Origin of the sequence: Calothrix sp. FACHB-168 (assembly GCF_963889195.1) — a bacterium.
GTDB lineage: Bacteria > Cyanobacteriota > Cyanobacteriia > Cyanobacteriales > Nostocaceae > Aulosira > Aulosira anomala_A.
Genome location: NZ_CAWPNJ010000027.1, coordinates 17191 through 36886, shown reverse-complemented (window position 1 = coordinate 36886; position 19696 = coordinate 17191). Strand labels below are relative to the sequence as shown.

Annotated in this window: 20 protein-coding genes; 7 read left to right on the top strand and 13 right to left on the bottom strand. The window is 41.4% G+C overall.

Features of this window, described 5'->3' with window-relative positions; all coding sequences use genetic code 11:
- Window positions 1-405: 405 nt before the first annotated feature.
- A complete protein-coding gene (locus tag AACW45_RS16920) occupies window positions 406-1038 on the bottom strand; it encodes a hypothetical protein (protein WP_190633687.1) in 633 nt (210 codons plus the stop codon).
- Window positions 1039-1060: 22 nt separating this feature from the next.
- On the bottom strand, window positions 1061-3085 hold the full coding sequence (locus tag AACW45_RS16915; protein ID WP_190633686.1) for a hypothetical protein: 2025 nt from the start codon (window positions 3083-3085) through the stop codon (window positions 1061-1063).
- A gap of 338 nt (window positions 3086-3423) precedes the next feature.
- On the opposite strand from AACW45_RS16915, the gene AACW45_RS16910 reads away from it, so the two are divergent.
- The gene (locus AACW45_RS16910) at window positions 3424-4302 is read left to right on the top strand and encodes a hypothetical protein (protein WP_190692830.1); all 879 of its coding nucleotides are present in this window, start codon (window positions 3424-3426) and stop codon (window positions 4300-4302) included.
- 131 nt (window positions 4303-4433) lie between these two features.
- Here AACW45_RS16910 and AACW45_RS16905 read toward each other — a convergent pair whose 3' ends face one another.
- Together AACW45_RS16905 and AACW45_RS16900 are read right to left on the bottom strand one after the other, a co-directional pair.
- On the bottom strand, window positions 4434-4628 hold the full coding sequence (locus AACW45_RS16905; protein WP_199331162.1) for a hypothetical protein: 195 nt from the start codon (window positions 4626-4628) through the stop codon (window positions 4434-4436).
- The gene (locus AACW45_RS16900) at window positions 4621-5088 is read right to left on the bottom strand and encodes a hypothetical protein (RefSeq protein WP_190633684.1); all 468 of its coding nucleotides are present in this window, start codon (window positions 5086-5088) and stop codon (window positions 4621-4623) included. Before AACW45_RS16900 ends, AACW45_RS16905 begins: the two co-directional genes overlap by 8 nt.
- Before the next feature lie 583 nt (window positions 5089-5671).
- Between AACW45_RS16900 and AACW45_RS16895 the strand changes: the two genes are divergently transcribed.
- A complete protein-coding gene (locus AACW45_RS16895; protein ID WP_190633683.1) occupies window positions 5672-6136 on the top strand; it encodes a hypothetical protein in 465 nt (154 codons plus the stop codon).
- A gap of 50 nt (window positions 6137-6186) precedes the next feature.
- Window positions 6187-6897: a hypothetical protein gene (locus tag AACW45_RS16890; protein WP_190633682.1), complete on the top strand. Its 711-nt coding sequence runs from the start codon at window positions 6187-6189 to the stop codon at window positions 6895-6897.
- Window positions 6898-7161: 264 nt separating this feature from the next.
- Here AACW45_RS16890 and AACW45_RS16885 read toward each other — a convergent pair whose 3' ends face one another.
- Window positions 7162-7554, bottom strand: coding sequence for a hypothetical protein (locus tag AACW45_RS16885; protein ID WP_199331161.1), 393 nt, complete (start codon window positions 7552-7554; stop codon window positions 7162-7164).
- Window positions 7555-7798: 244 nt separating this feature from the next.
- Here AACW45_RS16885 and AACW45_RS16880 point away from each other — a divergent pair, with 244 nt between their 5' ends.
- A complete protein-coding gene (locus AACW45_RS16880) occupies window positions 7799-8080 on the top strand; it encodes a hypothetical protein (protein ID WP_190633680.1) in 282 nt (93 codons plus the stop codon).
- Window positions 8081-8158: 78 nt separating this feature from the next.
- Here the strand turns inward: AACW45_RS16880 and AACW45_RS16875 are convergent, their stop codons facing one another.
- Window positions 8159-11530, bottom strand: a complete 3372-nt coding sequence (locus AACW45_RS16875; protein ID WP_190633748.1) for a hypothetical protein — start codon at window positions 11528-11530, stop codon at window positions 8159-8161.
- A gap of 35 nt (window positions 11531-11565) precedes the next feature.
- Between AACW45_RS16875 and AACW45_RS16870 the strand changes: the two genes are divergently transcribed.
- Both AACW45_RS16870 and AACW45_RS16865 read left to right on the top strand, forming a co-directional pair.
- Window positions 11566-11697: a hypothetical protein gene (locus AACW45_RS16870; protein WP_277880406.1), complete on the top strand. Its 132-nt coding sequence runs from the start codon at window positions 11566-11568 to the stop codon at window positions 11695-11697.
- An 85-nt stretch (window positions 11698-11782) separates the two neighbouring features.
- Window positions 11783-12109, top strand: a complete 327-nt coding sequence (locus AACW45_RS16865) for a hypothetical protein (protein ID WP_099068943.1) — start codon at window positions 11783-11785, stop codon at window positions 12107-12109.
- A gap of 369 nt (window positions 12110-12478) precedes the next feature.
- Here the strand turns inward: AACW45_RS16865 and AACW45_RS16860 are convergent, their stop codons facing one another.
- Window positions 12479-13645, bottom strand: a complete 1167-nt coding sequence (locus AACW45_RS16860; RefSeq protein WP_190633679.1) for a hybrid sensor histidine kinase/response regulator — start codon at window positions 13643-13645, stop codon at window positions 12479-12481.
- 753 nt (window positions 13646-14398) lie between these two features.
- Between AACW45_RS16860 and AACW45_RS16855 the strand changes: the two genes are divergently transcribed.
- The gene (locus AACW45_RS16855; protein ID WP_190633678.1) at window positions 14399-15118 is read left to right on the top strand and encodes a response regulator; all 720 of its coding nucleotides are present in this window, start codon (window positions 14399-14401) and stop codon (window positions 15116-15118) included.
- A gap of 70 nt (window positions 15119-15188) precedes the next feature.
- On the opposite strand, the gene AACW45_RS16850 is transcribed toward AACW45_RS16855, so the two are convergent.
- The 6 genes from AACW45_RS16850 to AACW45_RS16825 all read right to left on the bottom strand — a co-directional run bounded on the left by AACW45_RS16850 (window position 15189) and on the right by AACW45_RS16825 (window position 19660).
- The gene (locus tag AACW45_RS16850; protein ID WP_199331160.1) at window positions 15189-16091 is read right to left on the bottom strand and encodes a ThiF family adenylyltransferase; all 903 of its coding nucleotides are present in this window, start codon (window positions 16089-16091) and stop codon (window positions 15189-15191) included.
- Window positions 16092-16093: 2 nt separating this feature from the next.
- On the bottom strand, window positions 16094-16780 hold the full coding sequence (locus AACW45_RS16845; RefSeq protein ID WP_190633677.1) for a hypothetical protein: 687 nt from the start codon (window positions 16778-16780) through the stop codon (window positions 16094-16096).
- Entirely contained in the window at window positions 16764-17522 is a 759-nt protein-coding gene (locus AACW45_RS16840; RefSeq protein ID WP_190633676.1) for a hypothetical protein, read from the bottom strand. Before AACW45_RS16840 ends, AACW45_RS16845 begins: the two co-directional genes overlap by 17 nt.
- Complete coding sequence (locus tag AACW45_RS16835) at window positions 17495-18319, bottom strand: hypothetical protein (protein WP_190633675.1); 825 nt, start codon at window positions 18317-18319, stop codon at window positions 17495-17497. Before AACW45_RS16835 ends, AACW45_RS16840 begins: the two co-directional genes overlap by 28 nt.
- Before the next feature lie 253 nt (window positions 18320-18572).
- Window positions 18573-19010 carry a hypothetical protein gene (locus tag AACW45_RS16830; RefSeq protein WP_190633674.1) on the bottom strand — a complete coding sequence of 146 codons (438 nt, stop codon included), beginning with the start codon at window positions 19008-19010 and terminating at the stop codon, window positions 18573-18575.
- Between the two features lie 5 nt (window positions 19011-19015).
- A complete protein-coding gene (locus AACW45_RS16825; RefSeq protein WP_190633673.1) occupies window positions 19016-19660 on the bottom strand; it encodes a hypothetical protein in 645 nt (214 codons plus the stop codon).
- Between the last annotated feature and the right edge of the window lie 36 nt (window positions 19661-19696).

The following is a 19696-nucleotide window of genomic DNA, read 5'->3' as shown; positions in this document are numbered from 1 at the left end:
ACAATATGTTATGAATCTGCCATCTTTGACAGCCCTATTTAACAAGAAATAATTCAGGAGTCATGAGTCAGAAGTCATGCTGAATTCTGTAGAAGTGGTAGATGAATGGTGAAACACTACACTAAATCTGCATAAGCTGTCGCGTCTTTACTTTTCCAAAACATTCTCGATATATCAAGGGTTACGGTTGACAAAAAGTGCAAATTGTAGGTGCGACAGTTTATTGAGTGGTCAAGTTTCATAGTGGCGAGTCCAAGAGGAAAGTGACGCTACTGAGTAGTTAACAGATACCAACTGCGGGGGCTGCCGTTGCGACTTTCCGCGCTCATCCCCCACTGATGAATTCTGACGAATATTTTCTGACTTCTGAATTCTTATTTAGTGGGTATAAAATTCAAGTTGGGTTTAGTTTATGGCTGTTGTTCCTGTGCCATTACCGACAAATATGAAAGTGATGACATCAATGGCAATTACGATGGAGAACGCTAGACCAACTTGAGTAACAATCGGCCGCCAGTCGTTACCTTGCTGTGCTTGGTTATAGGCAAATAGAGAAGCAGCAGCAACCAGCAGCAAGAATGCACCTCGGATGAGGTTGAATGTCAAACCAACAACGTTTGTATCCAAAGTGCTAGTTGAACCGCCTCCTGCTTGGGAACTTTGTTGAGCTAGATTGTTGAAGAAGCTTTCCAACCCGCTTAAGAAAATAGCTTGGGCTGGAGTTGTAAAGGTATCGAGTAATGCGGTAACAGTGATAATGGCGGCAACAATATGCCAAAAGCGAATTTTTCTACCTAAATACTTTTCTAGAATTGGTACTGTCCGAATTACGTACCCAATACTCAAGAAAACAATGGTGGCACATCCCAAAATAGTGACGAATATGGGTTTGGTAGCTAACAAATAAATTCCAATCGCAAGACATAGGAAAATGAAAAGTAAGTCTATGCGGTTGATTTTCAGGTGTCTCAAGTTGGTTGAAAATTTCCGAGATGACAGCAGTTTTAACTGAGAAATGTGAGATTTTGTGTTGTTCATTTTTCTCTTCTCGTTTGTAGAATTAAACTTGCATTTCTGGTTTGCTGGCTTTTCTTTGAGTTTGTTTCTGGCGTTGCCTTGCAGTATCTTTATCAGTCTGGGCTTGGGTAGAGCGAGTTGATTGCTGATTGTCCAGTAGCGTTTCTATCTCACGCAGGGGGATGCTACACTGCAAAATCTCCGGAGGTTGCCCTGGTACTAAAACGGCATCAAGTACTTGTTCATCGTTACGGTTAGGGTTAAATCCTTGAAGTAGCCGTGTACCATTGGGCAGTTTCACTACTTCAAACTCGTATTTGACTTTGCCCTTTTCAGTCCAGGTGAATGTCGGTTCATCGTTGCTGTTAAATCGCTTAGGTAGTTGTTCTTGAAATTTTTGAATTAATGCTTGGGTACTGGCTTTGAGGGCGTATTCTTCTTTCGACTGTGGCAGTTTGCAGATGCCCGTTTTTTCATCAGGGCTGAGATTGTCTTGTGCGATCGCCCACTGTCCCTGAGTGCGAGTACCAGCAAAAAGTGTTTCGCCTTGGGTATTTTCTAAGGCGATCGCTACCTGTTTGTCTTGTGCTTCTACCCATAAAGTTTTGTTACTGGAAATGGCGATACCTGCTTGGGTAGATTGGTCAAATAATTCACCAGCAACTTTGGCAAACCCCACTAAAGCATCAGCACAGGCAGCTTGTTGTTGCTGTGCTTGGCGTTTCGTCAGATGTTCTAAAATATCAACGTCTGCTGGTGGCTGATTAGCAGAGTTAGGTGGGACAATATCTGCATCAGTTTTTGACTCAACAACAGTAGAATTATTTTGTGGTGCTGCCATCTGTTTTTCCAATCGGCTAACTACCATTTCTAAACGGTCAAGTCGCTTGGAAAGAACTTTCAGGTAGGCTTCAATTTGGTCAAGCTGTTCGCTGACGCTGGCATCCTTATTTAATTCAAATGGTTGAGATTGGTATTTGGGGTCTATTTGCGAACCAAGATTGTCTACTTTCGAGCCAATTTTGGTAGCAGCTACAGCCAGTGGATTGTCTGCGGCTGACTCTTCAGATACAGTTTGAAAATCTTGAGACTTTTGAGACTTTTGAGACTCTGGTGAGTCCGGTTTTGCTTCTTGCAAGCGACTGGCTATGTTATCTACGCGGTCATTCTGCTGTTGCAGTTCTTTGAGAATTCGTTCAAGCCGCTTGGAATCAGCTTCGGCTGCTAGCTGTTCTAAAACTCCTTGTCCCACAGCAATTCCCAAAGATGCCAGTTGTCCTGCTAATCCTGCTAAATTCACCCCATTCACTTCTCGTCCATTGGTAGCAGCTGTGGCACTTAAACGCGAAGCTTCGTCCAGAGGTTCTCTGGATTTGGAGTTTTTAGCAGCAGTTTTATTGGTATTAGCTCTGTCTTGAGTTTTAGGTTGTGTTTTAGGCTGAGACTTACTTTGGGTTTTAGTTGAAGTTTTGGCTTGAGTCTTAGTTTGGGCTGCGCTAACACGACTAACAGATAGCTCGTCTTCTTCATCTAAGTCATCTAGGTCATCTAGTTTAGTGTTGAAATCATCATTTAATAGGTCGTCTAGTTCGTCGTTTATATCATCTTTTTCTTCATCTAAATCGAGTAGGTCATCTTCTAATTCATCATCGAGATCGTCTAGTTCTGTTTCAGCAAAACCGCAAATTTCAGCAATGTTAGAAGGGGTGAAGTAGTTTTCATCTTTGCTGGTAATTCCTTCGAGGTTTTTAATCAGGTATTTGCCACTGGTTTTGTGGTTGGGATCATTAGTGAGGTAGAAGCGATAGCCTCTAATCTCGTCATCATCTCCACCTCCTACACAGAGTTCTACTGTGATGGGGGCTTTACCTGATTCCTGGCTGTAGTTTTCTACATAGGCTTTAAAGTCTTCGTGGGACTGGATAGAATCATCCTGAATTGAGGATGCGATCGCTTTATCCAATGTGTTTTCAATATGGCGGAGTTTACGGCGATCTGTCAGGTTTTCCCATGAGCGATTTTGAGAATTTTGTCTTTGCTTAGGTTTGGTCAGTGTTTTGGTAGCCATAGGTACTCAAAGCTGATTGCCTTAAGAGTTAACCTAACAAGACTTTATCTGGAAACAGCTAGACCAAATGGCGATTTATAAGTTGTCCAGTTGGCTAATCTTGACAGTTCGCAGTTTTATGAACAAATATCCTCAAGCTAATTTTCTCACATGACTCAGAATAAACAACGTTTGAGAAAACCATAAATCATTAAGTGTTTCATATTTTTGTATAGCTACTTCATTTCTTATTGAAAATAGAAACTGAAGCTAGCCAAGCAGCAATTGCATAAGGAATTTCCACCTATAATGTTCTAGTAAAGTTTACTAGAATAATTTGGTCTACTACCAACTGTGAGATGAACAGTACAACACAACTATCACCGCCCCCAGGTGGGATTGATCCTCTCTCACTACCATCTGTCCCATTAGGAAATCGGGCGATACTTCCAGCAGTGCCAGCAGTCTACTTCTGCATAGAGGCAGACAACAAAATACTGTATATAGATTCCACACTCAATCTAAATCAAAAGTGGATTGCCAATAGTCAATACAGTCATCTCGCGGCGATGTCCGATGTTCGGATCGCGTGGTTGTTAGTAGATGAGCCTGAAAACTTGGAAGGTATAAAACAAGCCATGATTGAGTATTGGGAACCAACACTTAATGACTGGCGCTACAAACTACAGCTGATTCAAGATTTAACTATCGACGGGTGGCACGATTTCCAAAAGGTAAACTTGGAAATTTGGGCTATGTACAGAGATGCTGTGATGCCCACGCCTGCGCCTGAAAATATTGCTGCTGCTTACAGAAACGAGATTAGAAATAAGGCAGAAGAATTTAGAAAGGTCAAGTCTCAAGAGCGCCGCCAACGACTTGACCAGCTGCGGGCTGAGGTACGAGAACTAGAGAGCAGTGGATTTGTACCCCCAGCTGGTTGCTACCTCAGCACTTACAAAGTGAAAAAACTCTACGGCTCCTATGAATACTGGAAATTGTGGAGTCATTACCCAGTGTTCCCGGCAAAGATGAACGACAAGCAAAAAGCGTTCTGGTTAAGCCAGGGCAAGGACTACCAGAAAAGCGGCAAGGTTAAAACCATGCATCTAGGGAAGCCTGACACCTTGGCATACAACGTAGCAATACAAGGGTTAGCAACCCGTAGGCGTATTGAGGCATTGCAGCGAGAAATTGAAGTGCTGCTATGGAGTTTCGATGATGAGAGCAAGGAATAAACATAAACCCAACCCATATTGTTCTAGTAAGCTTTACTAGAACAATATGGAAAGGCACACACCAAGAAAAGCGATGCCTTTGTCGTTGGCGCAGCCTAAGAAGAGAAGTGCGGGCTACGCCTACACAAGTACTACTCAGAATTGTCTACATTTAGTTTGACTTTGAAATATTGCCGCTTTAGCTTCGAGTCGCCACGATTTGCATACTGGTTAGATTTTTCAAAAATGGTTATCAGTCCGCGTTTCTCCATTTCCTTAAAAAACCACTCCCATCTGGCCAAGTCTTCTGGTGTAGCAGTAAATCGCAAATCGTTAATTTCACCCATCAGCATCACCCCATCTGACTGTATCTAAGAACTCAATAGCATCACTTCCCCAGGTGTCCCAAGCTCTGTTTCCTGGTTCACAGTCTTCTTCGCATCCATGTCTAGACTGTCTAGCCTGACTATCTTCACCTGGAGGATCAAGAACATCCAGACGCGATTCAATCAGAGCGATCGCTGCTGCAAGAGTTGCAATCTGATCTCTGTCTTTCCTAATTTCCCCCATTAAGCCTATCTGATTATTAGCTATACGCCGTTTCAACTCATCCACCTCTACCTTGCTAATAGTTGGTTTAGCTTGGGTAGATTGAACAAGCAAAGGAACTGTTAGACGATTCTTCAACGCATCCAACACAAATTCTTTAAGAGAAATACGCTCATCTTGCGCTCGTGCCTTTACAGCCTCAAGTAGTTCTTTCTCGCCTTCTCCATCAAATTTGATGTTTAATTGTGGTCGGCTCATGACTAGACTTGACTAGACTTGTCTACCCAATAATAGAACAAACTGCATCCATCTGTAGGGGTTAGAGTGTTTTGTCCCATGACATGACACTACAACATCTACCCTAAAACAAGACTCAGCTAATTACAGATGGCTTTTAGGGTGATATCAGTTTTGCTATTAAAATTGCCTGTCAACGCCAAAATTAACCCCACTATTGAGGTCTTGTCATTACCAACATTTTTTCAAAAATCAGCACCTCATAAAAAGTGACGTTCTAGAACCCTGATCTCCTCGTAGACTATTCTCAATATACAAATTTAATGAGAAAATATAATTGGTTTATAACCATTAAGCGATAGTCTGCGATTATTGCCATATAAGGCTTTCAGGAGATGTTGGTAATGACAAGCTATTGAGGTAGGGATTTAGATTAGGTCAGCTAAGGAAATTTTAGTAGTACTATAGTACTACTAAAAATGATCTAAAGTAGCTATTAATGTGGACTGGACTGCTGTAATACCAAGGGTAATCAATATAATGCAGCGCAATCCTGCCTTGGAGATAATAAAAGCGTTGTCTTGCCCTACCTTCTAAAATTACTATGGATAACAAGGTTGAGTACAAGATTAGGCGGTTTGTGCGAGATTTACACATTAATCTGCTGTACACACTCAAAAAAGTAGAGAAAAAAGACTCTCAAGGCGAAATTGAAATAAATTATTCTTTGTATAAACGATGGAAGCTAAGAAATGAAAATCAAAAAAGTATCGCCTTTGCTTTTACAAGTATTGAAAATGTAAGCGGACAAACAAGCTTATGGGTACATGAATTACAGGTTATCCGTGACCAAGATAAAGCTAAGGGTTTGGGTTCATATTTGCTTCGTAAAATTATTAAAAATGGTGAAAAATTAAATTTACCAGTATCCCTTTTTGCAGACCCTGGTGGTGCGGGCGGTGTTTGGTTCAACCAAGAAGAATTAACAAATTGGTACGCCAAGTATGGATTTGTAAGGGAAGGTGGAGCGATGATTAAAAGACCTAAATTGCTTGACTCATGGTCATAATATTCAGATGTACCACCCTACCTATACTTTTTCAATTAGTACTAAATTTTATGAAACATATCTGTTACTATTGTAATGAAATTGCAACTACTAAAGAACACACTCCACCTAAATGTTTTTTCCCGAAAAAGAAAGATTTACCCTCTGGTAGCCCTGATTATCGAAAAAATTTAATTACAGTTCCATCCTGTGAAAAACATAATACTGGGCGTTCCAAAGATGATGAATATACAGCCGTGTCAATTATTATGCACTCTGACAACAGCGATTTAGCTTTTTCTTTGCTGATGTCTAAGTGGATAGACGTTTTAGTCAGGCAAAACGCATCACTAGGAAAGTTAATTTTCTCTAGGTCTACACCAGTGGTAGTGCCTTATATGCATGGAGACTTGTTAATTCCAGGCAAAACTTTAGCTATTGCTTACGAACGAGAACGCATTGATAAAGTGATTAAATCTATTGCTTATGCTCTTTATTATCACGAATCAAACTATAAAGATAAGTGGAAGGGAGAGTGCATTATTAAAAGTCCAAAGTTCTTAATGCCTGATTTATCTTTAAACCCAGATCATGATTATTTAGTTCGTGCTAGTCAAGCATTTAATGAATTAGGGCTAGAAAAGAAAGGAGGACATCCTAAGATTTTTTACTATCAAATGCATAAACTTAAAGATAAAGATTGGGCGATAAAAATGGTTTTTTATCAAAGTATTATATTTTTTGCATTACCTTGTTCTCCAGCATCTAAATTGATAATTTAGTAAAGAAAAGTACTTGTTGATTTGCTATTGATGCGTTTATTAGGGAGTTGAGGGAATGAGTAGATATCACTTTGCCCAGAGGTGGGACTAAAACGGCAACGAATATATTGAGTCAGATATGCACTGTGAGATTTGGAATGATGATAGCCAACTACTGATATGGACTGAATACTTCCCCACAGCGTTGGGAGCGCTGACATCTACAAGGGTTAAATCGTTTTTGACGATTGTGTAGACTTTGGTTGTTTCACTCACTGTCTGACCTCATTTCAAATAATATTTATCGATTTGTTCCCTCATATAAGCTAAGGCCGAATGAATATCTGAGAATGGTAGGCTTTCTTGTAGCACCATTAAATCCTTCACGGGCACATATAATTCACCCAAGTAGCAGCCAAGACGCAGATCAAACCACACGTCAATAATGCAGCCTTTATGCCAACCTTGCGAATAGTATTTATCGATCTGTTCCCTCATATAAGCTAGAGCCGAATGAATATCTGAGAAGGCTTGCCTTTGTTGCATCAACATTCTGTTGCGTACCGGGGCATATAATTCAGCCAAGTAGCAGCAACGCCTATCATCACGCCATACATCAATAATGCAGCCTTTATATTTTTCCGAATGCTTTAAATCCTTAGACAGTAAATCAATCATGATTATCACTCATTTTGTCAGACGTTACCAAGAAGACACTGTGTTTATACTCTATACCAATTAACCGCTTTGTTTCTTTAGGATTCTCCTCAATGTGATTCAGTATGTCACTCATGTTTTGGTGTCAAAAAACTTATCATTATGTTCTTTTACCACAAAATATACTATTTTCGAGATGTCTAATGTGTTACACAACTTGAAGTTATATTGAAGTAAAACTTAGCACAGAAGTATAGAGGAAAATATGAGAGATCGCTTAATGGATAAACTGTTTAATGAGGCAGTCAGCCCAATCTTCTCTTCAAACAACTTAACTAAATATTCAGCGCTCAAACAAAGAGAAGACGAATTCAAAGCATTATTTAATATTGAACTAGTAGAATATGTTGACTCGAAGAGAGGATTTAACTTATCTCTATTTATCCGCGACTTTTTGAGCGAAGCTAAATTGCCATATAATAGTGCCGTTCAGCAAAAATATGGAGAGCGAGCAGCGAATTTGATTGGGGAATTAATTTGTATTTGAAAGCCATATTTTCCCAACAAAACTTAAGCATAAATAAGGATTTTAATTGATTTTTCCTGAATGAAATATTCTATAAAATTAAATCAAATCTATATCCTGACTGCTAATATGGTGTCCATTATGTGATAACTCATGTTTTCTGTGAGGTGATCGTTCCCTCTCTAAAATCATCGCTTCTAGCTCACTGGCACGTTCTTCTGAAAGTGGAAATATCTCCTCACCCGTCTGGAGATTACCTCGACAAATCGTCCGCTTACCTTCATTTCGCACAATAAAATCACCACTGGGTTGCACATAAGCAGTCCAATGGCTACCAATTTTAAACTGCTCAATTTCATTACTTGCAGATTGATTGGCTTGTCGCTGTTCTTTTGTAGTAGCGATCGCTCCTACCAAATTATCAAACATTTCTTTACGCCAAAGTTCACGGTGAATGGCTCGGAATTGCCCAGCAGCATCTAACTTTGGTTCTGATTCCGGTAATGGAACTTCTGGCAGATTGATTGACTCAGGATTAACTTTGAGGATAATACTAGAGCCATCTGGTTGCAAAGTAGCTGCAAATGTAGCACCAATCGGCAGTTTCGGACTGTCAGGAGCAAAAGTGCCTAAATTCTTACCATCAATCTGTAATATCGGTGTACCGTTGTAACGATAAAACTCTGGATGTGATTCGGGTAACTCAAAAACTCCCACTTCCAGAGTAACGCTGCGCTTTTTCCATTGCTTACTAGCAAAGTTTTCATTGGCGAAGTGATTGTATTTGATACCCAACACTTTAATTTCATCAAACTGAAAATCCTGAAGCTGCTGACATACTTCCTCTGTAAACAGGTTATATGCCAAAGCACCAACCCCTGAATCCTGACGTGATGTTGCCCAACTATGATCTGTTGGAGGAATAATTCTCAAATCCTTAGGGATATTAAGTTCATCTAAATCGTTAATGTTTTCGCCAAATTTAGCAGTTAATTTATCAACTATTTTGGGGGATAAGTCTTTTAAAGCAAATTCAATCAGAGGTAATTGAGGATGAATCGTGGCATCAAATCTAATTCCCTTTTGTTCTAAAGATTCTTTCCATTTAATAGCACCTGCACCGAAAGGAACACTCAAAACATAAATATCCTGTGGTAATGCAACACTTGGCAGTTCATAATTATGCTGAAACGAAAACGTAATTTCCATCTGTTCTGCCAGCTTTAAACAGTCTTTGCGATGCCGATCTAATTCTGGACGGGTGTGTTGTGTGTGCCACAGTGCTGCCGCGCCTTCTGTGCGAGACGCTACGCATTGACTGAGCCTGTTCCCAGGATTTACAAACCTCTCTTCTGGACTGGTGAATAATTCATCAATTTCCGCCCGATAGCTTTCGTAGAGCTTTCCTAGTTCCTCATTAAAAGCTTCCCTGTCGTCTCCCACCCGTTCCTTAATTTCGTCTCTAGCTTGCTGAAACCTTGTTTTCAATTCCTCCGCCCATTCCAAGGCATCTACAGATAGCGTCTCTTTGGGAAACAGGTAGCGAAATTCATGCCTATCTCTGCTGCGAATGCGTGTTGGTTCCCACAAAGGATTGACTACAACTCTTGCAATGACGTTGATTGAGCCGGGAGCATCCGCAGGTATGGCAAAGGAGCGATAAAGCCGTTCATCTTTTTTAAAGTCAAAGAAGTAACTGGGGTGAGACTCTGACCATTTTTTAGCATCGGCGAGTAAATTTTCCCCACCTATTTCTTTGATATCTTCCAATCTTTCTGCACTTTTGGGCGAATCTACCTCAACCTGAAGTGCCTGAAATAGACGGTTTAGTAGCTTCCTTTGTCGTTTTTTAAATCGCTCTACATTCTCCCCGTCTTGGGGCATTGATGACTGTACACGCCCAATGTTTGTTGCTACTAGCCCGACTTTATTTTGACTGCTGGCAGCAGCAATCTCTGCTAAATTTTTGTATTTTAAGTTGCCTTGTTCATCTGTAATTTCCGTATACGCCAGCTTAGGGCGTTGTTTAACTGGCTCAAATCGTCCCACTTCACCTGCGCGGAGAGTTTCTTGAGCAATATTAGGCAGTTTACTAGCAGAACTGACCATTAATTGGTCGCCGTCAAAATCGGCTTGGTGGTATTCCTCGGCATCCTTGGGGTGAATCCACACTACGTTGCGAGTTTTCTTTAATTCTGGGTCGTGGATATTTTGGTAGAGGCGGATGTTGTCTGAGTTGACAATGGGGTAACGGGTGAGAATGACATCTCCTTCTGGTAGATGGGGTACACAGATTGTGCCACGAGTTAGGCGATCGCATGGCATTGCCATACCCGAATTATGGTTGTATCCTCCCTTAATCGCTAAGTCCCGCCATTGATTGGCTATGTAATCGGTGGCAAACTTGCGAAATTTGGGGGTTTCAATCAATTGACCATATTTATCGCTACGGAGTAGGGAAATCCAGCGAGATTCCTGTGCTTGATTGTTAGCATTACCCTCAATTTCGTTAAAAGCTTCTTCTGACTGCTCTTGCTGCGATCGCTGTTGTTTGTCATATTGTTGGATGATGTATTTTGCCAACAACAAGGGATTGCGCTGTAACTCGGCAAGTTCTCTAGCTTTTTCTTCGGTGGGTTTGCTCAAATCTTGTTTGACTGCTTCTTCTGAGTACCAAATGGTAAACTGCCAACTATTATCGTAGCTGGTGGCTTTGGCGTTACCTCGATTACCGATTACCGCTTGGGGAAACTCATAGTCACCGCAGGGTATTAAGTTTTTGAGTTCTGACTTTTTAATGCCTTTAATTGAGGAACGATCCATAATAATGTCGTAGCCTTTAGCATCAGTCAAATTCGCATCGGGTAAGAAAGTACCTTTGGACAAGAAGCTGGTTTTTGGACACTCGGAATTATCTGGTTCAGCCCAATTACTCCTCCAGGCAAACCGAAATTGGAATGGACAATTGCCTTCTCCTCCCAATTGTTTGGCAAGTTGGGGCGAAATCTTGCCGTGACAGTCTCCTGTTTTATAATGAGCATACTGTGGATCTTCAAAGTCCACAATTTTCACTCGCAGCCCTGTAAAAGTTTCTGAGCCTTTGTAGCAATTGCTAACTAGTAAAGAACCATAGCGACAGGCAGTATCTGGTTCTGTAGCGAATAAGCGTCTAATTTTTTTATGCAGTGAACCATCAGCAAAGTAATAACTATTGCCAGAACTAAAAGCTAACTTGCGTCGGATTCCATCCTGAAAGGTTCTTTGTCTTAAATGGTTGGCATCTGGATTTTTACTGTCAATTTTAACCAGTAGTAGAGATTGTAAATCTTCTGCTTCAAACATTTGTTCAAGCAGAGAATTTTTAATGATTTCTGGTTCAGATAAATATCTCCCCTTACCATTGTTATACGACCCATCAAAGATAGGTATGCTCAGACCAGAACCTTCTAAGACTCTAGTGGTTAAATCCATTACCAATAATCTATTAGATAGCTTATCTAGCAAGCATGAAACTCCAATATTCACCTTGGCACGAAATTACACTCGATAAAATCATCCAAGTGGATAATTTACTGATTTTATGGCAGGCGGTATTTTATACGGTATTAGCTCTGCTAGCAGACTTCCAAGAAAGTTAAATAGCTGAACAGCGCTTTTAATCGTATTATCATTGTTCCACTGTGTTACTTAAGCTACACAATTTTAAAGCTACCACTAGATTTTATGAATAAAAGAATTCAACGACTAGAAGATGGTTTATTAGTAATGCTTTATGACGATGACCCAGATTCACCAGGAGATGAGTTAATCACTCCTTCTGATGATATATCCCAAGATGAGCATTACCCCGAATATGCTCATCTGAAATCTGGTGAAAGCATAATAATTAAGGAAAATCCTATCAAACCTACATCAGGTTCTTATTATCCAAGTGGATATGAAGATTTAGATGAATTCCTCAATAGCGATCCTGGGGCAATTGATCGACTAGGTGATGAAAGTTCAACTACTCGTGGTTGGCGTCCACCTGAACCAGATGAATCTTGGTAAAACTTCCCGGAGCAGACTCCTGAATCTCTATTTACCAAATTTTCTATGGGAATAACATTTTTGAACAAGCTGTTTCCACAGTTAAAAAAAGAAGAATTCAGAATTCAGAATCAATGAGTGGGGATTTAGACCCACACTTTGACAAAGCTCAGTGACCATCATTTGATTGTTGCACCACCAAATTTTGAATTTGGCAGGGGACTTAAACCCGTTTATTCAGATGCCCTCTACGAGAGGCTGCGCGTAGCTTGCTTTCTGGGCAGGAGTACGCAGACTCGCTCTAAGCGTTGGCGCAGCATCTCTAAGAGTTGCTATGCCGTTGGCGAACGCGAACAGCTTGTCGCAGACAAGCCTCTGGTAGAGAAGGCTTTACGCTGCGCTATCCGCTACTCGTACAGAATTCATTCTCAATTCTGACTCCTGAATTCTGATTGGTAAATAAACTGTGAAAATACTGCCTTTCCCTACAGTCGATGAAACAGAGATATTCCCTTGATGGGCTTCAACAATTTGACGGGACAAATATAATCCTAAACCGTTCCCCCGACGTTGATGCTTGCCCTGTCGAAAGCGATCAAATAAGAGTAATTGTTCTTCTGGATTCATGCCAATACCTGTATCCTCTACTTCAATCGTTACCCCTTGAACAGTTGAATTGAGGCGAACTTCTACTGACCCAGCATCACTGAAGCGAATGGCGTTACCAACTAAGTTAGTGAGTAGTCGGCGTAGTTCCAGGCGATCGCCTCTAACCCTAACTAAAGAAGCTTCAGTACCCTCTGTCAAGACAGCTTTGAGAGTTAAATGTTTAACATCAGCCAAAGGCATTAGTTCTTGCACTACTTGCTGACATAATTCCCACAGGTCAACCACAAAGAAATCCAAAGTTTTGCCTCCAGCTTCATACTGGTAAACTTCTAACAAGGTATCGACCATTGACAACAAAGTTTGGTTACTCTGAGCCATTTGTTCTAAAGATTCACGCATTGCTGATAAGGTATTGCCAAAAACACCTCTTTGCAGCAACTTTAGGAATTGGTCAGCAGCTATCAACGGAGTTCGCAGGTCGTGAGTGAGACGGGTTACAAAATCTTCCCGTCGCTGAATGAGGAATAGTTGTTCGTCCATACTGTGTTTCAGTCTCAACAAAGCCCGCACCCTAGCCAGTAATTCCTTCTTATCTACCGGCTTGCGAATAAATTCATCTGCACCTGCATCTAAACCTTTGACGACACTTGATTTTTCAGAACCTGTCACCAGCAAAATTGGGATAAAAGGTAAGTTTGAATTGTGCTTAATTTGCCGGGTAACTTCGTAGCCATCCATATCCGGCATCACCACATCTAGGAGTACCAAATCGGGAGGAGATTCAGCAATTTTTACCAATGCTTCAGCACCACTGTCGGCTATGATCACGTTGTATCCCTTCAGCTTCAAAGTGACTTGCAGCAAGCGCAGGCTGTCAGCTGAGTCATCCACCAGCAGAATTCTTTGGTTTCTTTGTTCTGAAGTTATATTCCAAGATAAAGTGTTCATAAAACGCCTTTGATAAACCTAATTTCTTTTGAGTAGAGAAAAAGAGTAATAAAGCTAAATTTCGTTGTCAAAAGTGCATTTTCAAGCGCCATGCTAACCACTACGCAGCGATGAAAATTCATCAGATTTTTCTAAAAGTCAAGGCATTGGTCAATATAATTACTAATTCGTAATACTCGCCTCTAACGAGAAGCAAGCTACGTAATTGGTAATTAAGAAACTGGTTATAGTCTCCCATCTCTACAGGTCACAACCTTATGATTGAGGTCTAAATTTCCATGCATAACGTAACTACGATTAATAATTACGAATTGTTAATCTGGCTATGTTATGTGTAAGAGCCAAGGTTCTCGCTTAGAAATAAGCTACATCCTCCTCTAAGTGTGATGTGGACACAAGTCAGAATAAACTGTATTGGTTTCAGTTTAACTTCAGTGCTTTTATATTTTTTTATACTTTAGGAAGATTTTTTCAGAGAATTTTCAGATTAAACGATGTCCATTTTGAACACTGGAGCTTTTTTAACAGCCAGTTGAGATATGTAGCCTTTGATATATAAACTTTTCAACCAATACTGTAAAAACTACTGGTTTCAACCTGAATGAGGTTTAATAACATTGAAATGCCGGTTTCCATCTCAATAGCCACATTTTGGCTGAATAGCTAAAATTTTTCGTCCAATGGAGTAATCCTTTCCTTGAAACCATATTCGACAGTTAAAAAAGTATAGTTACCAAGCTGCTGAGGTAAATAATGGTAGATATTCGAGTAGCAATTATTGAAGACCATAGCTTAACGCGGATTGGGATGCGTAGTTCTCTCAACGAGCAAGAAGGTATTCAAGTCGTGGGTGATGAAGCTACAGCCTCCAATGGGTTGAAACTGCTCCAAAGTACAAAACCAGACATAGCGATCATTGATATTGGCTTGCCGGATAGAGACGGAATATGGCTGGTGCAGCAGTTTCGGGAATCTTTAGTGTCAGAAACAGCAGCACAGACTAAAGTAATGATGCTTACTTCGTTTGCCAAAGAGCAGATGGTACTGGCGGCGTTTGCAGCTGGGGCAGACTCTTATTGTGTGAAAACAATTAAGTTCGAGTTGTTGTTGGAAGCGCTGCATATCACCCATGAAGGTCAGTCGTGGATTGACCCAGCGATCGCTCGTATTGTTCTCAAGCATACTCGTCAAGGAGCGACGGCTATGGTGAAACCGAGTGCTACTCAGACGGTAACGATCTCTGCAATTGACCCAGAGCAAGCAAGCATTCTGCAAGCAGATCCACTGACAAATCGGGAACTGGAAGTCTTGGAGTTAATTGTCCAAGGCTACAGCAATAACGAGATTGCCCAGAAACTCTATCTCAGCTTGGGAAGTGTAAAAGTATATGTGCGTGGGGTTTTGAACAAGCTTTGTGCAAGCGATCGCACTCAAGCGGCTGTATTAGCGTTGCGGGCTGGTTTGCTCAATTGAAGTCACTGTACAGAAGCAACTGTACAGTGCTTGGTTGTTAACTTGAGAGGGGAGCGATGTCTACGACGGTCTACGCGCAGGAGTGACCCAGGAGAATCGCCTGCATAATACTGACTTGCGTTGTATACAGTGATTTTCCGCTACCACTCTCTAAGTCGAAATAAGTAGCAAATCGTCGTAGTTTCCCTGTCGTCAATTGCAGCAAATAATCAAAGGCTTCCGCAGCAACTCGCTGGTTAATACTCAAGGACTGGCTATTGAGCAAGGCCATTTGTTCACAGGACAAGTTGTTGTCTGCCAACTCTTCTGGTTGTGAAACCAGTAGATCGGGTTGCTGTATGATTGGCGCAGGTAAACGAAAGCAGCCCAAAGCCTCAAAATGATAGTCATTGGGGTTAGTAGACAGATGAGAACCTAATAGTACCTGACCACTACGCTTGGAGTTACCGCAATCCAAATGCCAAATGTGAGGCGCGGGGCGATGAGTGTTGTGCTGAAGTACTTGGGTAATTGACTCTCTGGCTTTGGCATTATCTACGCAAGCAGTGACAACAATCAGAGTATTATAACTGGGGACAATCCATTCGGGTTGGAAGGGTTGAGCGATCGCTGTAACTTCCATCTTCCAAGCCAGGGAATAGCGCAGCGCCAGGGTTTTGGCTTTGTTGAGTCCGATTTCTGCATCACAGAAGCACTGGCGGAAAACGTTAACTGACTCAACACGATCCGGGTCAACAAAGTAGAGTTTCACCTGTTTACCTTGCTGAGAAAGAACTCTACCTAACCGAATCAAAGAAGGAGCCAACCAAGAACCAGTACCGCCGCACCCAACTAGCCACAGTTCTATCTTCGAGTAGTTGACAGTCAGGACAGGAGAAGAATTTGCCAAATCAAGATTTAGCTCCATAGTACGGTTGGTTAAGTTGATACAGGTATTGGTGAGGGAACAGACATTTGCTAAATTGAAATTCACCTCTATAGCTTCTCCATCACATTTACAGGCGGTACATCGGTACTGTAAAATTTGCAGCCAGATGAAAGTGAGACATCAACCATAAAAAAGTCTCGGTCAATGTCAAACACTGCTCTAGCAGGTACATCCCAACAGTGGCGAAACAGTCCAACCCGGATTTTAATCTCTGGTTTCAGGGTATTAACTCTACCCAGTACTCCATAAATGCGAAAGCCAGATTCATCAGCATTATCGGTGGTAGAGAAAAAGGCAGGTAAGGAACCGTGGGAATGGATATCTACAGCCGCTTTCTGGTGGGAAGAGTCACTCCCAGAATGAGTTGGCTGGCAGCTAGTTGGAGTTTGAATTTGCTCTGGGACTTGTAAATCCCAGCCTGCATCAGTACAGTGGAGGTGAAAGAGAATTTCATGAAATTGATTGCCAGCTTGATAACTCGACCGCCACATTTCCAGTAGCAGCGATTTGGGAATTAAGGGAGTGACTTTGAGATAAGGTGTTAGGTGAGGTAGTCCTTTGATAGTTTGGGAACACAAGCAAACGGGCATTAATACCTCTATGCCAGGACGAATGGCTCTAGCAAAGATGCCATTTCCGGCATAAAGGTACTCTAGTCCACTGCTGGTGTGTGTTGGTAAAGAAGGAGTTGTGACAATTTTGTAACCAATAATGCCTTCAAGCAATGGGTTCATCGAGGATTTCCTGCACAAGCATAGCAACACTTTTTTGATTGCCGATAGGCACAAGGTCAGATACAGGATAGGTTACACGTCTGCATCTTTTGTGCAGTTTTAGAAGTTGGTGGCGAACATCGTTGCGGTATTTTTGTGATTTCTTTATTGTTAAATGGTTAGTGAAAATACTGCAAATAAACAAATTCCAAGCATGGTTAATTGATAGACCATTAGCAGCAGGTGGTTCGTTCACTCCCCAGCACACTTGTCCAGAACTATAGACATTGGGTAGTGGTACATGAAAGGTTGGTGATTGAGGAGTAAATTCCTTATCTTTAATTGCCCAAACCCAATATTTTAATCCCTTACCCACAAACACCATCGCAGGTAGCGGAACAGTTAAAGAACCGAGTTCATCGCAGTTAATTGTATAAGTGGCTGGCGGTATGAATTTTACCAAATATGTATCTGTACTGCCCGTACCCCAGCGCACAATTCCTGGTTCCATCCAACCGGTATCAATGGGTTCATTGCTGAAGGCAGTTCTCAGGGCTGCGGGTGAAATGGATTTGTAGACATGAGCTTCGGGAATTTCTTTGTCTCGGTGGTGGAATATATAAATACCATCCAGAAACAGCAATTCTGCTTGAATAACTGGAGATTTACGGGGAGGGTCTGCCAAAATTGCTCGTAGAATCTCGCCGGATAGAATTGCTGTGGATGTAGTGTCGTTTAATGTGGTTTCGATGCTTGTTTCCATAGTTGTAGTAGGATTTGAGCATGAGGTTTCAAGTCTGCTTCTAGCCAATCAATTAAATCGGTTGCACAGTTCAGCATTCGGCTGGCTTGCTGCCATTTTCTGCTCAGGAAGTTAATTGATGCTTTTGACCAAGGCAGAGATGTGCTGTCAGGTTGGTAGTAATAATCGTCTACGTACTCGTCTAGCCAGATGTTTTTGGTTTGATGATCTAGGAGCCTTAAAGCTAGAGGCAAAAACTTTAAAGGGGTATGTGACTGATAGCACTGCCATTTCAGTTGTTTTTGGTCAATTTTGCCTGGGTGGTCGATGTCACTGTATGTAATTCCGTAAATTGCAAATTCACTATCAAACCACTCACTGCCTTCTGGGTTAATGTCATCGAGCCAACAGCGACCATCATGGCTAAAGGGTAAAAGTAGCTGCCAACCATCTTTGAGATGTTCAATTTCTCCATCCATTGTCCAGTCAATACCCATTGGGGTAATAGGAATGCTGTGCAATCTTTGTTCGTAGGCTGTTTCTACAGTCCAGTGGGATAACGGAAGTAGATGAGTGTAAATCAGTACAATAAATTCCAGTTCTCTAGGACTATGGCAATCTACATCTGTAAGTGGGTAAATAGGAGTTTGGCTGGCTTTCCATTCGGTAGGGAAGTAGTGCTGATACAGTGCTAGTAAGGAGTAAATGTTGAGTTGGGTTTCTAGATATTCAAGTGATTCAGTGGCATCTAAGGTGAATTGGCACTGACTAAGGCTGTAAATCGCCTCTGCCATGCTGATGGGTACAAGGTGAGACATATTATTAGCGGCAACTCGTCATTCATAGGAACGAAATTGAAGAATAGATAGAGGTAGTGGTCTAGTAAGGCAACTTTACTGGGTTAATAGCAGCTAGAAAAATTCCTCTTCTCCCCCTGCCTGCCTCTATCCGTTATTTTTGGATTGACACAGTAGTAGGGTGTGGGGGGTGTAGTTCAGTCAATATGCAAACTGCTGTAATTTGGACAATAATTTACCTCTCAAGTCAATTTCCAAGCCCTTTTGTCAGTACTCAAAAACCTTCAGGAAGAACGCTAGATGTGGGAGTGCAGACTATTAGGGATTTTAGGGTTTGATTGAGTTCTTTTGAAAATTCTGTTCCAGTTGCGATCGCCTCTTCAATCTGGACTGATAGCTGTGCTGCATTTTGCCAGTCAATTCCAGTAATAACCTGACGTTGACGCATTTGGTAGCACATTTCGACTGCGGGGTTGATTTCTTCAGGAGCCACTATCAGGCAATCTAGAGAAGAAACGCCTTTTTTACCAGGCTTCTTGATGATGTGAATGGGTTTTCCTGGTTGACGCTCAATGTCTGCGTTTGCCAGTTCAGCGCAAAGAGGAGTGAAGGCATCTCGTAGTAATTGGTCGTCAATGGCGATCGCTTCTGGAATCCAGTGCTGTTGACCTTCGTAGATGACGAGTAGTTTATTGCTATTTGTAGCAGTCATGGCATTTAAAACAGTGAAATTTGCGTAGTATTACTAACTGTCTTGGTGGTATCATAGCTAGCAGTTTGAGTACGAATTGGAGTCTGGGCAGTGGGCGATTTATTGGTTTTGACAGCTTTAGTCTGGGCTATATTCCGGCGAATCTGGCGATTAGGAAAATCGGCTTTCAGTTCGTCCAGTAGTTGAACAATTGCAGGTGGTAAATCACCGAGTTCTTCTTGATTGAGCATGGTAACTACAGGGAAATCACCATGACTGCTGGCAGCAATCATTACAGGTCTATCTCCTGTTTGTTGTGTAGGTAGTAAAGTGATAACGATTTGAACTTTGCATTGCTCGAAAATAAATGGTTCTAGTTGATTTACAGTGTTGATAGCAGATGTTTCTATCTCATCGTCCTCTAACTCATAAGAGTCGATTTCATCTTCGGCGTAGCTATTTTCATCACTTACTGGTTCTAAAAGTTGCAAAAAGTTAGGTTTACCTGCACGCAAGCGTTCTCTGTCAAATAGCAATCCTAAAGCTTGGAATTGTTCTTCAGGAGTGGTTTTTCCTTGCTGTTCTGAAATGTAAGATTTTAAGGTTTCAGATGTAACAGTGAGGTTGGCTTTGACAATGGCCTGTTCTGGTGTTAGCCATTTTGTAGTCATAGCTTTTTTGGCCTTGTTAACTGGTGTGCAAGCAGT

Bases quoted from the DNA above. Each gene is read 5' to 3' on its own strand.
- AACW45_RS16860 (WP_190633679.1), bottom strand. From the start codon at position 13,645: ATGAACACTTTATCTTGGAATATAACTTCAGAACAAAGAAACCAAAGA.
- AACW45_RS16825 (WP_190633673.1), bottom strand. From the start codon at position 19,660: ATGACTACAAAATGGCTAACACCAGAACAGGCCATTGTCAAAGCCAAC.
- AACW45_RS16840 (WP_190633676.1), bottom strand. From the start codon at position 17,522: ATGGAAACAAGCATCGAAACCACATTAAACGACACTACATCCACAGCA.
- AACW45_RS16845 (WP_190633677.1), bottom strand. From the start codon at position 16,780: ATGAACCCATTGCTTGAAGGCATTATTGGTTACAAAATTGTCACAACT.
- AACW45_RS16900 (WP_190633684.1), bottom strand. From the start codon at position 5,088: ATGAGCCGACCACAATTAAACATCAAATTTGATGGAGAAGGCGAGAAA.
- AACW45_RS16915 (WP_190633686.1), bottom strand. From the start codon at position 3,085: ATGGCTACCAAAACACTGACCAAACCTAAGCAAAGACAAAATTCTCAA.
- AACW45_RS16880 (WP_190633680.1), top strand. From the start codon at position 7,799: ATGAGAGATCGCTTAATGGATAAACTGTTTAATGAGGCAGTCAGCCCA.
- AACW45_RS16835 (WP_190633675.1), bottom strand. From the start codon at position 18,319: ATGTCTCACCTTGTACCCATCAGCATGGCAGAGGCGATTTACAGCCTT.
- AACW45_RS16870 (WP_277880406.1), top strand. From the start codon at position 11,566: ATGAAACTCCAATATTCACCTTGGCACGAAATTACACTCGATAAAATC.
- AACW45_RS16905 (WP_199331162.1), bottom strand. From the start codon at position 4,628: ATGGGTGAAATTAACGATTTGCGATTTACTGCTACACCAGAAGACTTG.
- AACW45_RS16920 (WP_190633687.1), bottom strand. From the start codon at position 1,038: ATGAACAACACAAAATCTCACATTTCTCAGTTAAAACTGCTGTCATCT.
- AACW45_RS16865 (WP_099068943.1), top strand. From the start codon at position 11,783: ATGAATAAAAGAATTCAACGACTAGAAGATGGTTTATTAGTAATGCTT.
- AACW45_RS16890 (WP_190633682.1), top strand. From the start codon at position 6,187: ATGAAACATATCTGTTACTATTGTAATGAAATTGCAACTACTAAAGAA.
- AACW45_RS16855 (WP_190633678.1), top strand. From the start codon at position 14,399: ATGGTAGATATTCGAGTAGCAATTATTGAAGACCATAGCTTAACGCGG.
- AACW45_RS16885 (WP_199331161.1), bottom strand. From the start codon at position 7,554: ATGATTGATTTACTGTCTAAGGATTTAAAGCATTCGGAAAAATATAAA.
- AACW45_RS16830 (WP_190633674.1), bottom strand. From the start codon at position 19,010: ATGACTGCTACAAATAGCAATAAACTACTCGTCATCTACGAAGGTCAA.
- AACW45_RS16895 (WP_190633683.1), top strand. From the start codon at position 5,672: ATGGATAACAAGGTTGAGTACAAGATTAGGCGGTTTGTGCGAGATTTA.
- AACW45_RS16875 (WP_190633748.1), bottom strand. From the start codon at position 11,530: ATGGATTTAACCACTAGAGTCTTAGAAGGTTCTGGTCTGAGCATACCT.
- AACW45_RS16910 (WP_190692830.1), top strand. From the start codon at position 3,424: ATGAACAGTACAACACAACTATCACCGCCCCCAGGTGGGATTGATCCT.